The sequence below is a fragment of the Actibacterium sp. EMB200-NS6 genome, assembly GCF_001305615.1.
GTDB lineage: Bacteria > Pseudomonadota > Alphaproteobacteria > Rhodobacterales > Rhodobacteraceae > Actibacterium_A > Actibacterium_A naphthalenivorans.
The window spans coordinates 699,849-713,690 of sequence record NZ_CP010869.1; the positions used below are offsets into that span (position 1 = coordinate 699,849).

Annotated in this window: 11 protein-coding genes; 5 read left to right on the forward strand and 6 right to left on the reverse strand. The window is 64.1% G+C overall.

The genetic code is table 11. The annotated features are described in order from the left end of the window. Positions 1–142 precede the first annotated feature (142 nt). Positions 143–1,465 carry an aminotransferase class III-fold pyridoxal phosphate-dependent enzyme gene (locus TQ29_RS03525; protein ID WP_157445505.1) on the forward strand — a complete coding sequence of 441 codons (1,323 nt, stop codon included), beginning with the start codon at positions 143–145 and terminating at the stop codon, positions 1,463–1,465. 24 nt (positions 1,466–1,489) lie between these two features. Here the strand turns inward: TQ29_RS03525 and betA are convergent, their stop codons facing one another. Genes betA through betI form a run of 4 tightly spaced genes read right to left on the reverse strand, consistent with a single transcriptional unit; the run spans position 1,490 to position 6,777 of the window. After that, positions 1,490–3,148, reverse strand: coding sequence for a choline dehydrogenase (betA, locus tag TQ29_RS03530; protein WP_054538040.1), 1,659 nt, complete (start codon positions 3,146–3,148; stop codon positions 1,490–1,492). 45 nt (positions 3,149–3,193) lie between these two features. Next, positions 3,194–4,651: a betaine-aldehyde dehydrogenase gene (betB, locus tag TQ29_RS03535; RefSeq protein ID WP_054538041.1), complete on the reverse strand. Its 1,458-nt coding sequence runs from the start codon at positions 4,649–4,651 to the stop codon at positions 3,194–3,196. A gap of 33 nt (positions 4,652–4,684) precedes the next feature. Continuing rightward, entirely contained in the window at positions 4,685–6,193 is a 1,509-nt protein-coding gene (gene betC / locus TQ29_RS03540) for a choline-sulfatase (RefSeq protein WP_054538042.1), read from the reverse strand. Next, on the reverse strand, positions 6,190–6,777 hold the full coding sequence (betI, locus tag TQ29_RS03545; RefSeq protein ID WP_052071423.1) for a transcriptional regulator BetI: 588 nt from the start codon (positions 6,775–6,777) through the stop codon (positions 6,190–6,192). The genes betC and betI overlap by 4 nt, the downstream gene beginning before the upstream one ends. 78 nt (positions 6,778–6,855) lie before the next feature. Here betI and choX point away from each other — a divergent pair, with 78 nt between their 5' ends. From choX to choV, 3 genes are all read left to right on the forward strand, one after another. Next, positions 6,856–7,773 (forward strand): choline ABC transporter substrate-binding protein, encoded by a 918-nt coding sequence (gene choX / locus TQ29_RS03550; RefSeq protein WP_054538043.1) that lies wholly within the window; start codon positions 6,856–6,858, stop codon positions 7,771–7,773. Positions 7,774–7,836: 63 nt separating this feature from the next. Next, positions 7,837–8,670, forward strand: a complete 834-nt coding sequence (gene choW, locus TQ29_RS03555) for a choline ABC transporter permease subunit (RefSeq protein WP_054538044.1) — start codon at positions 7,837–7,839, stop codon at positions 8,668–8,670. Further along, on the forward strand, positions 8,667–9,683 hold the full coding sequence (gene choV, locus TQ29_RS03560; RefSeq protein WP_054538045.1) for a choline ABC transporter ATP-binding protein: 1,017 nt from the start codon (positions 8,667–8,669) through the stop codon (positions 9,681–9,683). Before choW ends, choV begins: the two co-directional genes overlap by 4 nt. A gap of 170 nt (positions 9,684–9,853) precedes the next feature. Here choV and TQ29_RS03565 read toward each other — a convergent pair whose 3' ends face one another. After that, a complete protein-coding gene (locus tag TQ29_RS03565) occupies positions 9,854–11,389 on the reverse strand; it encodes a glycosyltransferase (RefSeq protein WP_157445506.1) in 1,536 nt (511 codons plus the stop codon). Between the two features lie 421 nt (positions 11,390–11,810). On the opposite strand from TQ29_RS03565, the gene TQ29_RS03570 reads away from it, so the two are divergent. Then, positions 11,811–13,091: a cell wall metabolism sensor histidine kinase WalK gene (locus TQ29_RS03570; RefSeq protein ID WP_054538047.1), complete on the forward strand. Its 1,281-nt coding sequence runs from the start codon at positions 11,811–11,813 to the stop codon at positions 13,089–13,091. 30 nt (positions 13,092–13,121) lie between these two features. Here the strand turns inward: TQ29_RS03570 and TQ29_RS03575 are convergent, their stop codons facing one another. Next, positions 13,122–13,829, reverse strand: coding sequence for a FadR/GntR family transcriptional regulator (locus TQ29_RS03575; protein WP_054538048.1), 708 nt, complete (start codon positions 13,827–13,829; stop codon positions 13,122–13,124). Positions 13,830–13,842: the final 13 nt, after the last annotated feature.

Consider the following 13,842-nt stretch of genomic DNA (forward strand, 5'->3'; position numbering starts at 1 on the left):
AACGCGCCAAGTTGAACGCCGGGGCGCGGGGCAATGCAACCCCGACGCCGGCATTGGCACCTAGGTTTATATGCTGTGGCTCTAATCCTTCGGGGTCTGATTTGGCTAGCCTGCAATCACCGCTTTATAGGAGTTGCGCGCCATGAACATGAACACGCAGGCGATGGCGATGGATCACCACTGGCTGCCCTTTACCAACAATCGCGCGTTCCGGCAGAACCCGCAGGTTTTCGCGAAGGCCAAGGGTGTGCGTTACTGGACGCCCGAAGGCGATGAACTGCTGGATGGCTCGTCGGGCCTGTTTTGCAGTGCGGCGGGCCACGGGCGCCCGGAAATCGCCGAGGCCGTCAGCCGCCAGTTGATGGAGCTGGACTACACGCCGCATTTCCAGCGCGCCGCGCCGGTTTCGTTCGAACTGGCCGAGCGGCTGGCCGCGCTGCTGCCCGAGGGGATCGACCGTGTGTTCTTCGGCGCGTCCGGGTCCGAGGCCGTGGACAGCGCCATGAAGATCGCGCTGGCCTATCACCGGGCCAGGGGGCAGGGCCAGCGCACCCGCTTCGTTTCGCGCGCCTGGGCCTATCACGGCGTCAACCTAGGCGGCACCGCCCTGGCCGGGATGGTCGGGAACCGGCGCGACTTTTCGGGCGCCACCTGCGACGTCGTGCACATGCGCCACACCTGGAGCGAGGATCAGCGCTTTACCCGGGGCCAGCCCGATGACGGCGCGCATCTGGCCGACGATCTGGAAGAGATCTGCAAGACCTACGGGCCTGAAACAATCGCGGCGGTGTTCGTGGAACCGATCGCCGGCTCGATCGGCACCATCGTGCCGCCCAAGGGCTATCTGGCACGGCTGCGCGAGATTGCCGACCGGCATGGCATCCTGCTCGTGTTCGACGAGGTGATCACCGGCTTCGGGCGCACCGGATCGGCCTTTGCCGCGCAGGAATTCGGGGTCACGCCCGACATCATCACCATGGCCAAGGCCCTGACCAACGGCGCCGTTCCGATGAGTGCCGTGGGCGTGAAAACCGAGATTCAGGATGCGGTGTTCGCCGCCGCCGAGGGCGCGGATCGGCCGGAGCTCATGCACGGCTATACCTATTCGGCGCATCCGGTGGCCTGTGCTGCGGCGCTGGCGGCGTTGAACATCTATCGCGACGACGGCCTGTTCGAGCGGTCCAGGGCGCTGTCGCCGGTGTTTCTGGATGCGGTGTTTGGCCTGCGCAACCTGCCGCAGGTCAGTGATCTGCGCGGCTATGGCATGGTGGCGGGGGTGCAGCTTGCACCGGGCGATCAGCCGGGTGCGAAAGGCATGGCGGTGCAGCGCAGGCTGTTCGACGCGGGCCTGCATGTGAAGGCCACGGGCGACGCGCTGATCCTCGCGCCCGCCTTTGTTGCCAGCGAAAGCGAAATCGGGCAGATGGCCGATATCCTGCGCGGCGTGCTGGGGCAGGCGTTCTGACCGGCAGCGCGCGCCGGAGCATCCTCAGCGCTGCCGCGTCTGCCAGTCTGGAGGTACCCAGGGCGCATCGTTCAACGGTGCAAGGGGGCGGCGGCCAAGAATATGGTCGGCCGCCTTTTCGCCTACCATTACCGAGGGTGCGTTCAGGTTGCCGTTGGTGATGCGCGGAAACACCGAACTGTCGGCAAGCCGCAGCGCATCCACCCCGATCACGCGGGCCTGGTTGTCGACCACGGCCATCGGATCGTCCCGCCGCCCCATCCGGGCGGTGCCGCAGGGGTGATAGGCGCTTTCGGCGTGGTCGCGGATGAAGGCGTTGAGCTCTTCGTCGGTCTGCGCCCCGGCGCCGGGCTGAATTTCATCGCGCACATAGGGGCGGAAAGCCTCTTGCGCGAAAATCTCGCGGGTCAGGCGGATGCAGGTGCGGAAATCCGCCCAATCCTGCGGATCGGACATGTAGTTGAAGCGGATGCACGGGTCCTCTCCCGGATCGGCCGAGCGCAGGGTCACCGCGCCACGGCTGGCCGAGCGCATCGGGCCGACATGGGCCTGAAACCCGTGCCCCTCGGCGGCGGCCTTGCCATCATAGCGCACCGCGATCGGCAGGAAGTGATACTGGATGTCGGGATATTCGACGCCGGGCCGCGAGCGGATGAAGGCCGCGCTTTCAAACTGGTTCGACGCGCCCAGCCCCCGCTTCGACAGCAGCCATTGCGCCCCGATCAGCGCCTTGGACAGGATGTTCCAGTGTTTATACAGCGTCACCGGCTGTTTGGAGGCCATCTGGATGTAAAGCTCCAGATGATCCTGCAGGTTCTGCCCGACGCCGGCACGGTCGGCCACGATGCCGATCCCGTGCTCGGCCAGATGCGCGGCGGGGCCGATGCCCGACAGCATCAGCAGTTTCGGCGAATTCAGCGATGACGCGGCAAGGATGACCTCGCGCCGGGCGTGGATGGTCTCGATGCCGCTGCCGCGTGCCACCTCGACGCCGGTGGCGCGGCCCTCCTCGATCACCACCTTGCGGGCGAAAGCGCGCACGAGGCCACAGTTTTCACGTCGCAGCGCCGGGCGCAGATAGGCATTGGCGGCAGACCAGCGGCGGCCTTTCCAGACCGTCTGTTCCATCGGGCCAAAGCCTTCCTGCCGGGCGCCGTTGTAGTCATCGGTCAGTTGGTATCCGGCTTGCCGCCCGGCCTCGACGAATGCCCGGTGCAGCGGGTTGTCGCGCGGCCCGCGCGTGACATGCAGCGGCCCGTCGGTGCCGCGCCAGGCCGCGTCGCCACCATGCCCGCCCGAATGCCAGTTTTCCATCCGTTTGAAATAGGGCAGCACATCGGCATAGGCCCAGCCCTCGGCGCCGCTTTCGGCCCAATGATCAAAATCGCGCGCGTGCCCCCGTACATAGACCATGCCGTTGATCGAGGATGATCCGCCGATCACCTTGCCGCGCGGCGTGGCCAGGCGGCGGCCGCCCAGATGCGGTTCCGGCTCCGAACGATAGCCCCAGTCGTAAAGCGGCATGTTCATCGGATAGGACAGGGCGGCCGGCATCTGAATGAACGGGCCGGCATCGCTGCCGCCATGCTCGATCACCAGCACCGATGCGCCCGCTTCCGACAGCCGGTAGGCCATGGCGCAGCCCGCGCTGCCGGCCCCGACGATGATGAAATCCGCTTCCATGTCCTGCCCTTTTCCTTGCCCGTCGCCCGCCGGTGCCCCGCCCGATCAGAACGGCGCGTCGACCTTGCCCATCGCGACATAGACGGATTTGAGCTGCGAATAGTGCTCTATCGCTGCCCTGGAGTTTTCGCGCCCCACGCCCGATTGCTTGACGCCGCCGAACGGGGCCTCGACCGGGGCGAGGTTGTAGGTGTTGATCCAGCAGCTTCCCGCCTGCAGCCGCCCGATCACCCGGTGGGCGCGGGTCAGATCGCGGGTGAACACCCCGGCCGACAGCCCATAGACGGTGTCATTGGCGCGGGCGATCACCTCGTCCTCCTCCTCGAAATCCAGCACCGACATCACCGGCCCGAAAATCTCTTCGCGGGCGATGGTCATGTCGTCGGTGACATCGGCAAAGACGGTGGGCTCCAGAAAATACCCCGGTCTGTCGATCTGGCGCCCGCCGGTAATCAGCCGTGCGCCTTCGCCGGTGCCGCTGGCGATGAAGCCTTTCACGATCTCCATCTGACGGGCGCTGACCATGGGGCCGAAGCTGGTGGCCTCGTCCATCGGGTCACCGATCACCGCATCGGCCAGCCGTTCGGTCAGCCGGTTCAGGAACGCCTCCTTGATCCGGCGGTGCACGAAAACCCGCGTGCCGTTGGAACAGACCTGCCCCGAGGAATAGAAGTTCCCCAGAATCGCGCCGCCGACGGCATCGTCCAGATCGGCGTCGTCAAAGACGATCAGGGGGGATTTTCCGCCCAGCTCCATCGTCACATGTTTCAGCCCGGCGGCTGCGGCGGCGTAAACCTTGCGCCCGGTCGGCACAGATCCTGTCAGCGACACCTTGTCGACACCGGGATCGGTGGCCAGCGCTGCGCCGACATCGCCCAGCCCCTGCACCACGTTGAACAGCCCGGCGGGCGCCCCGGCCTCGATCAGGATCTCGGCGATCCAGAGCGCGCAAAGCGGGGTCGTCTCAGAGGGTTTGAACACCATCGCATTGCCGCAGGCCAGCGCCGGCGCGGCCTTCCAGCAGGCAATCTGCGTGGGGTAGTTCCACGCCCCGATCCCGACGCAAACCCCCAGCGGTTCGCGCACCGTATAAACAAAGTCGGCGCCGAGCGGGATATGTTCGCCCGTGAGGCTTCCGGCCAGCCCGCCGAAATATTCGAGCGCGTCGGCGCCGCTGGTGGCATCCGCGACCAGCGTTTCCTGCAGCGGTTTGCCGGTGTCGAAGGTCTCTAGAATGCTCAGTTCGCGATTGCGCACACGTATGATGTCGGCCGCGCGGCGCAGCACCCGGCCGCGTTCGGTGCCGGTGCGCGCGGCCCAGGCGGCCTGCGCGGCGCGGGCACTTTCCAGCGCGGCGCGGATCACGGCGGGCGTGGCCGAATGCAGCCGGGCGATCACCTCGCCGGTGGCGGGGTAGATCACGTCGAACGGGGCGCCGGCCTCATCCTCGAAAGGGGTGCCGTTCACGAAATGGCTTGCGGTCGGTTGGCAGCGTAGGGTCACGGGGTTCTGTGCCTCCGGCGGTTTGGGGTCTGGCTATTCCCCGCGGGGAAAGCGCTGGTTCTCTTCGACCTGGTTCAGGTCCATGTGGTTGCGCATGTAGCGCTCGGATGCTTTCTGAAGCGGCTGGTAATCCCACGGATAGTAACCGCCCTTGCGCAGGGCCTCGTACACCACCCAGCGGCGGGCCTGGCTTTCGCGCACGGCGGCATCGAAAGCGGCCAGATCCCAGCGCGCCTCGGATTTCGCGCGCAGGCTGTGCAGGGTGCCCTGATGGGCCGGATCATCCGCCAGGTTCGTCAACTCGTGCGGGTCCGCCGCCAGATCGAACAGTTGATCCGGGTCCAGCAGGCAGCGGTTGTATTTCCACCGGCCATAGCGCAGCGACACCAGCGGCGCATAGGAGCCTTCGGCGGCATATTCCATCGCCACCGGGGTGTCGCGGCGCCCGCCCCGGCCCAGCGGCACAAGGCTTTCGCCATCTGTCCAGGGCATCACCTCGTCCATCGGGACGCCGGCCAGATCGCAGAGCGTGGGGGCCACATCGAGGTTGGAGACCGGGGTTTGCACAAGGCCCGGCGCCATCGACGGGGCAGCGATCATCATCGGAACCCGCGCCGCGCCTTCGTAGAAGCACATCTTGAACCACAGCCCGCGTTCGCCCAGCATGTCGCCGTGGTCGGACGCGAACACCACGATCGCCTCCTGCCGCGTCGCCGCCAGCGCGTCCAGTATCTCGCCGATCTTGTCGTCGAGGTAGGAGATATTGGCGAAATAGGCGCGGCGGGAGCGGCGGATGTCCTGCTCGGAAATGTCGAAACTGCGCCAGTCGTTCGCGTCGAAGATGCGCCGGGCGTGGGGGTCGTGATCGGCATAGGCCATGGCGGGCACCTGCGGCAGAAGGTGTTCGCAATCCGCATAGAGATCCCAGTATTTCCGGCGCGCGACATAAGGATCATGCGGGTGGGTGAAGCTGACCGTCAGCGCCCAGGGCCGTGGATCGTGCCCGCGGGCCAGATCATGGATCTTGCGGGTCGCGTGAAAGGCGACCTCGTCGTCATATTCCATCTGATTGGTGATTTCCGCCACCCCGGCGCCGGTGACGGAACCCATGTTGTGATACCACCAGTCGATGCGCTCACCCGGTTTGCGATAGTCCGGGGTCCAGCCGAAATCGGCCGGGTAGACATCGGTGGTCAGCCGTTCCTCGAACCCGTGCAGCTGATCGGGGCCGACGAAATGCATCTTGCCCGACAGGCAGGTCTGATAGCCCGCGCGGCGCAGGTGGTGGGCATAGGTCGGGATGTCAGACGCGAATTCGGCGGCATTGTCATAGACCCGCGTCCGGCTGGGCAGTTGCCCCGACATGAAGCTCGCCCTTCCGGGCGCGCAGAGCGGCGAGGCGGTATAGCAATTGGCGAACCGGGTCGAACGGGCGGCCAGCGCCCTGAGGTTCGGCACGTGAAGAAACTCTGCCGGGCCGTCGGGAAACAGGGTGCCGGCCAGTTGATCGACCATTACGATGAGGATGTTGGGCCGGGTCATGCGCCCCCCTTCAGCCGAAGCGACATGTCGAGATAGTCGATCACATAACCTTCGGTCGCCTGCGGATCGAGCGCTTCGTCGCGCAGCGCCTGACGGATGTAGAGACCGTCGATCATGGCGGCCAGCCCCTGTGCGATGGCGGGGGCCTGCGCACCGGCCAGCGGGCGCAGGTGAAACACCAGATTCGATCTCAGCCGCCGCTGATAGACCCGGAGCAAGCGCCCGGCATCGCCTGATGTTTGGGCAAGGACGTAAAAATTTAGCCATGCGCTCACGACCTCAGCCCGGAAATTGATCGGCGAGAAGCTTGCCCTGATGATCGCCTCGACGCTGGCGCGGGGCGTGTCGGCCATCGACATCGCGCCGCGCACCTCTGCCGCGTAGAGCGTGAGGATATGGCGCATGGCGGCAAGGAAGATGTTGTCTTTGCTGCCGAAATAGTGATGCGCAAGGGCGCTGGACATGCCCGCGCGCCGCGCGATCTGGCTGACGGTCACATCAAGCGATCCGGTGCGGCCGATCTCGGCGATCGTCGCCTCGACCAAGGCGCTCTTGCGTATGGGTTCCATCCCGATCCTGGGCATAAAGTCCTCGTTTCCTGTTGCCGTCTGGCGTAGTGTAGACTTAATTAACCCGTCAATCAAAATAACAGGGAGCCAGAAATGACGTACAAATCAACCGTATCTGCTGCGGCACTTTTGTTTGTCGCGGGTCAGGCGATGGCGGATTGCGGCACCGTCGTCTTTTCCGACGTCGGCTGGACCGACATAACCACGACCACATCGGCCACCAAACAGGTGCTCGAGGCGCTGGGCTATGATGTCGATGTCAAGGTTCTGTCGGTGCCGGTGACCTTTGCCTCGCTGGAAAGCGACGATGTGGATGTTTTCCTCGGCAACTGGATGCCCGCGCAGGCCGGCGCGATCGGCCCCTATATCGACAGCGGAGAGATCGAGGCCGTGGCGGTGAACCTCGAGGGCACCAAATACACCCTTGCCGTGCCGGCCTATACCTATGAGGCGGGCCTGAAGGACTATGCCGATATCGCCAAGTTCGGCGACTCGCTGGATGAAAAGATCTATGGCATCGAGCCGGGCAACGAGGGCAACGCCTATCTTGTCAGCCTGATCGAAGAGAACAAGTTCGGCCTCGAGGGGTTCGAGGTTGTCGAAAGCTCCGAACAGGGGATGCTGGCCCAGGTCGGCCGCGCCGTTGCCAAGAACGAGGATGTCGTGTTCCTGGGTTGGGAGCCGCACCCGATGAACGCGAGCTTTCCGCTGAAATACCTGACCGGCGGCGAAGAGTTCTTTGGCGGGGCGGGCGTTGTGCACACGGTCACGCGCAAGGGATATGTCGCCGAATGCCCGAATGTCGGCAAGCTTCTGACCAATCTGGAATTCAGCCTGCCGATGGAAAACGAGATCATGGGCGCGATCCTGAACGACGGCGAAGAGGCGGATGACGCGACCATGGCCTGGATGAAGGCCAATCCCGCCGTTCTCGACGGCTGGCTCGACGGGGTGACGACGCTGGATGGTGGCGAGGGCCTGACGGCCGTGAAAGCCGCGTTCGGCCTCTAACCCGGCGCACCCGCCGCTTGTCCGGCGGATGCCCCTACCTGCGCGCTACTCACCGGAGACGGAATGGACTGGCTGACAGAGGCGAAGATACCGGTCGGCAAGACCGCCAAGACCGTGTTCGACTGGTTGCAGAGCCACGGCGCGGTGTTTTTCGACGGGCTTGCCGCAGTCATGGAAGCGCTGATCGATGGCATTCTGTGGCTCATGCAAACCCCGCATCCGCTGATCGTGATCGGCTTTTTCGTGGGGCTGACATGGTTTCTTCAGCGCAGCTGGAAAACCGTGGCTCTGGTCACGCTGGGGTTCTTGTTCATCCTCAATCAGGATTATTGGGAAGAAACCACCGAAAGCCTGACGCTGGTCCTGTCGGCCTGTGTTGTCTGCATGGCCGTCGGCACCCCGATCGGGATCGCGACGGCGCATCGGCCAAGGCTGTTTCAGGCCATGCGCCCGATCCTTGATCTGATGCAGACCCTGCCGACCTTCGTGTATCTGATCCCCGCCATCGTGTTCTTCGGCATCGGCATGGTGCCCGGCCTGATCGCGACGGTGATCTTCGTTCTGCCCGCGCCGATCCGCCTGACCCATCTGGGCATCAGCTCCACCCCCACGCCGCTGCTCGAGGCGGCGCGGGCCTTTGGCGCCACTCCGCGCCAGACCCTGTGGAAGGTGGAGCTGCCCTTTGCCCTGCCGCAGATCATGGCGGGGCTGAACCAGACGATCATGCTTTCGCTTTCGATGGTGGTTGTCGCGGCCCTTGTCGGGGCTGACGGGCTGGGCGTGCCGGTGGTGCGCGCGCTCAATCAGGTGAACACGGCGCTGGGGTTCGAAAGCGGCTTCATCATCGTTGTGGTGGCGATCATTCTGGACCGCATGCTGAGGATGGAGCGCAAGTGACCAGGGCCGTGGAATTCGACAATGTGTCCATCGTGTTCGGCGAGCAGCCGGCAAAGGCCCTGCCGTTGATGGATGCCGGCCAGAGCCGCGCCGAGGTTCAGGAGGCGACGGCACAGGTGCTTGGCGTTCACAACTGCTCGCTCAGCGTGGGCGAGGGCGAGATTCTGGTGCTGATGGGGCTGTCGGGATCGGGCAAATCCACGCTGCTGCGCGCGGTCAACGGGCTGAACCCGGTGGTGCGGGGCGAGGTGCGTGTCAATGACGGCGACCGGATGGTCAGCGTCACCCATGCCGCCCCGGCCGAGCTGCGCCGGATGCGGCAGACCCGCATCGCGATGGTGTTTCAGCAATTCGGCCTTCTGCCTTGGCGCACGGTGCGCGAAAACGCCGGCCTGGGGCTGGAGCTTGCCGGGCTGGGCCGCCGCGACGTTGCCAGACAGGTTGACCGGCAACTGGCGCTGGTCGGGCTGTCGGACTGGGCGGATCGCCGCGTCGGCGATCTGTCGGGAGGGATGCAGCAGCGGGTGGGCCTTGCCCGCGCCTTTGCCACCGATGCGCCGATCCTGCTGATGGACGAGCCTTTCTCGGCGCTCGATCCGCTGATCCGCACCCGGCTTCAGGACGAACTGATCGACCTTCAGAAAGAGCTGAAGCGCACGATCATTTTCGTCAGCCACGATCTGGACGAAGCGTTCAAGCTGGGCGACCGGATCGCGATCATGGAAGGCGGGCGCATTGTTCAATGCGGCACCCCGCGCGAGATCTTCTCGGCCCCCGCCGACGAATATGTGGCCGAATTCGTCGCCCATATGAACCCGCTGGGCGTGCTTTGCGCGCGCGACGTGCTGCAGCCGTTGACGGGCGCGCGGCCGGTCACCGTGCGGGCCGACGACAGGATTCAGAAGGTGGTACGGCTGCTGGACGAGACGGGCGCGCCCGTCGGTGTGACCGAGCATGGCAAACTGATCGGTGAGGCCACGAAAGACACCATCCTGGCGGGTCTGTTCAAGTAGGGCCGGGCCGGCGTCTGAGTCAGGTTTCCACGAGCCGCTGCCGGGGTTGTTCGACCCGGCGCCATGCCAACGCTGCGCGGATCAGCGATGCCGCGACCACGCCAGCCCGCGCAGCCCGACAATGATGGCATGGGGCAGGTGGATCTAAAAGGACATGTCGCCCAGCCATGTCAGGTTGTCCGGCCGGGCAGTGGGGGCTGACCCTTCGGTCCGGGGGGCGGCGCGGAGGCGGGCGGAAAGCCGAGGTTATAGCCGAAGAAGCGCAGCAGCAGGATGCCGATATAGCCGCAGCCGATCGCGAGCATCACGTAAAATATACCGGCGAGAAAGAACCCGGACCATGCCGAATAGAGGGCCAGCCCCGCCCCGAGCGCACCAAGGCCCAGCGTGCCGATCACATAGCCCGGCAGCCGCCGGGATTTGATCAGGGCATGATGCCCGGGCGAATTCGCGGTCGTGCCGCTTTTGGGGGTCACCTCCCACACCGGCTTTTGCCAGAACCCTTCGAATGTCGCCTGGGTGAGAGGCCATAGCGTGCCCATGCTGAACAGCAGGTAGTTGAGCGGAAGGAATTTCAGAAGCGGATGCAGGGCGATCGGGGCGCGGGCGTTCGGATCTTCGATCAGCGTCTTTTGCTCGAAATGGCGCGTGACGAGCGAGATCACGAGGCCGGACGTGTAAAGAAGGGTCGCGGGCAGCGACAGGCCGTATTTCGCGGCGATCGAAAAATAGGGCAGAACGCTGAGGATCATGATCAGCGCGCCGATCGGCCCCCAGGTCAGGTGAATCCGCAGCAGCAGGTCAAGCTTGTTGCGCCAGGGGATATCGCCCCGCAGGATAAGCCCGGAGTAATGAGCCGTGACCCTGCTCCAGCCCCGCCGCCAGCGCATCTGCTGCCGCAAGAAGCCGTTGATGGTTTCGGGCAGTTCCGACAGCAGCCGAAAGTTGTCCAGATAGACCACCCGCCAGCCGGCAAGCGTGGCGCGGACCGTGATCTCCACATCCTCGACCTCGCTCATGCAATCCCAGCCACCGGCCTCGGCCAGTGCGGAGGCGCGCCAGACGCCTGCGGTGCCGTGAAAGATCACCGGACGGCCCGAACGGGCGCGCGCGGTCTGTTCGAACATCTGGTGGGCATCCAGCTTGTTCGCCTGCAGCCGAGTGAACAGCGATTTGCCTTCGTTCACATAGTCCCACCGGGCCTGTACCGCACCGACGCCCGGATCGGTGAAGAAGTGGATCGTCTTGCGCAGGAAATCCGGCGGGATGATGAAATCGGCATCGAATATCGCCATGTATTCGCCGGTGGCGCGCTCGGTGCCGTAAAGCAGCGCCCCGGCCTTGAACCCGTGCCGGTTGCCGCGCCGGAGATACTGGAAGGTGATATCGGGATATTCCTTGCGCAGCTTCTCGACAGCGGCCTTGCCGATTTCCGAAGTGGTTTCGTCATCGGAATCGTCCAGATACTGGATCTCGAGCTTGTCTCCGGGATAATCCAGCGCTGCAGCAAGGCGCAGGCATTGTTCGGCCAGCGTGCCTTCGTTGTAGACCGGAAGCTGCACCGTCACCTTTGGCAGATCGGCATCCGAAAACAGGGCGGCGGGCTCGGGGTCGGGCCCGCGCTTGGCGCGGTAGGTCAGGACCAGCGCGATATTGTACAGCGCCATCGTCAGCAGGAAGACAATGGCGACCGTCACGACAATCATGAAAAAAACTTCGAGAAAAACCACCACTATACCCCCTGGCCGCAGAAGATCGAAAGAACGGCCGAATCCATACTTTCAACTAACCCTTTCAACATAAACAGAATTGATCCCGTTTTGCCAAAAAAATGCGGTAGCTGTGCGGGGCGGAAACGGCTGCCGCACTCTTCATAGGATGGCGGTATATAAACCCCGCAACCGCAGATTGTTTTGTGCGCGGGGTTTTGCTGCACTGCCGCAAAACGGCCCAATATATTCCCAAGTTTTTCGGAAATTCAGGTCCACAACCCTTACGCAGGGTCACACAGTGCGCGCGGCTATTTCCGTTACCGCTGTTGACCTTCGTTCCGGTGCACACATGCGCATTATTCCGGAAGTCATTTTATATGCGAGGACGACGGTGGAAAATTACCGGATTTCATTCTTGTTTATCTATCTTCGGATTGCCTTTGTTGTTTTTCTGTCGGGGGCGATGACGATGGCGGCGGTGCCGCTTCTGGTGCCCTCTTTCAATCAGTTCGCGGCCGGCCAGCCCTGGGTGCTTGCGACGATCCTCGCCGCGCTTGTCGCGATCCTTTCCAGCCCGGCCCTGTATTACTGGACGGTGCGGCCGCTGAGCCTGCTGCGCGATCAGGCGATCGTGGAGGCGCGCAAGACTGTGGGCTACCTCAATGAAACCCAGAGCATCGGCAAGATCGGCTGTTGGGAAATGTCCATCGCGGAGGGTACGATCCATTGGTCGGATGAAATCTACCGGATCTTCGAGGTCGACCCGGACGGTTTCGACGGATCCTACGAAAGCTTTCTGGAACTGGTGCATCCCGACGATCGCGCCGCCAACGACAGGGACTACAAGGCGTCGCTTTCCGACGGCACGCCTTATGATGCGATTTACCGGATCGTGGTGCCCAGCGGGCGCGTCAAGTGGATACATGAGCGCTGCAACACCGCGTTCAATGACGAGGGGCAGCCGGTTTCATCCTTCGGCATCGCGCAGGACATCACCCAGATCAAGCTGGCGGAAAAGGCGAAATCCGATTTCGTGGCCACGGTCAGCCACGAGCTTCGCACGCCCCTGACATCCATCAAGAGCGCGCTGAGCATGATCCGCTCGGGCGTGACGGGTGATCTGCCCGAAAAGGCGCATGCGCTGTGCGAGATTGCCTACAAGAACAGTGATCGCCTGAGCCGGCTGGTGAACGACATTCTGGATTTCGAGAAGATCGGGGCCGGAAAGATGCGGTTCCATATGGTCGAGCTTGATCTTGTCGAGCTTATCGAAAACGCGATCGAGGCGAACAAGGCCTACGGCGATCAATACGGTATCCGGTTCGAGGCCATCGAGATCGACGAACCGGTGCGGGTGACGGGCGACCCGGACCGGCTGATGCAGGTCATGGCCAACCTGATGTCGAACGCCGCGAAATATTCGCACAGGGGCGATAAGGTCGAGGTTTCGCTGGGCAAGGGCACCTCGGGGGCCCGCATCGCCGTGCGGGATTTCGGCCATGGCATTCCCGAATCCGCCCAGGCCACCATCTTCGAACAGTTCACCCAGGCGGAGTCCGCATGGCAGCACCAGGTGGGCGGAACGGGGCTTGGCCTGAGCATCGCGAAGTCGATTGTCGAAGGCCATGGCGGCACCATCGGGTTTGCCAGCGAGGTCGGCAAAGGCACGATGTTCTTCTTCGACCTTCCGGCCTGACTCCGCTTTGGATCATCGGCCCGCGGGGCCTCATACGGTGAGGCGCAGCACGACCTCGGCCTCCTGCGCCTCCATGAGAGCCTGGGCGGTTTGCATATGCGCGACCATCGTCGTCCGGGCGGCATCGCTGTCGCCCGCGCGCAGGGCCCGCAACAGATCGCCCTGATAGGTCTTGCCCTCGGCCCAGAGCGCGTGGTTGGGCGGGTCATAGAGCTTGCGGTAGACGGTGAGATCGCTGAGCGTTCTGGTGACGAAGGCGATGATGAACGACAGCAGCGGGTTGTCCGACATCTCCGCCAGCGTGGCATGAAAGCTGAGCGACGCGATATGCTGTTCGCGTTCCTCTTCGGCGGTGCGGGCGGGGGCGTTGTAGCCGGCCATGATGTCTTCGAGCTGCTGAAGCTGGCTGTCGCTCAGCTTGCCGGCCAGGCTGGCGGCGACCTCGGGTTCCAGCGCGCGGCGGACCTGATAGATGTCGGCCAGCGACAGATCGCGGAAATAGAAATAGCTCGACAACAGCGCCCGCGCCCTGTCCGACGACATTTCATGCACAAACGTGCCGCCGCCCGGCCCCGAGCGTGTACGCACCAGCCCCTGAGCCTCGAGAATGCGGGTGGCTTCACGGATGGTGCCCTTGGACATGCCGAACCGTTCGATCAACTCGGCCTCGCCCGGCAGGCGGTCGCCGGATTTCAGCCCTTGCTCCATGACCCAGGCCTTGATCGCCTCGGCCACCATCGTGGGGCGGCTC

Excerpts from the sequence above, each read along its gene's own strand:
- betA (WP_054538040.1), bottom strand. The coding sequence starts at position 3,148 with ATGGAAGCGGATTTCATCATCGTCGGGGCCGGCAGCGCGGGCTGCGCC.
- TQ29_RS03525 (WP_157445505.1), top strand. The coding sequence starts at position 143 with ATGAACATGAACACGCAGGCGATGGCGATGGATCACCACTGGCTGCCC.
- choW (WP_054538044.1), top strand. The coding sequence starts at position 7,837 with ATGGACTGGCTGACAGAGGCGAAGATACCGGTCGGCAAGACCGCCAAG.
- TQ29_RS03575 (WP_054538048.1), bottom strand. The coding sequence starts at position 13,829 with ATGGTGGCCGAGGCGATCAAGGCCTGGGTCATGGAGCAAGGGCTGAAA.
- choX (WP_054538043.1), top strand. The coding sequence starts at position 6,856 with ATGACGTACAAATCAACCGTATCTGCTGCGGCACTTTTGTTTGTCGCG.
- betC (WP_054538042.1), bottom strand. The coding sequence starts at position 6,193 with ATGACCCGGCCCAACATCCTCATCGTAATGGTCGATCAACTGGCCGGC.
- TQ29_RS03565 (WP_157445506.1), bottom strand. The coding sequence starts at position 11,389 with ATGATTGTCGTGACGGTCGCCATTGTCTTCCTGCTGACGATGGCGCTG.
- betI (WP_052071423.1), bottom strand. The coding sequence starts at position 6,777 with ATGCCCAGGATCGGGATGGAACCCATACGCAAGAGCGCCTTGGTCGAG.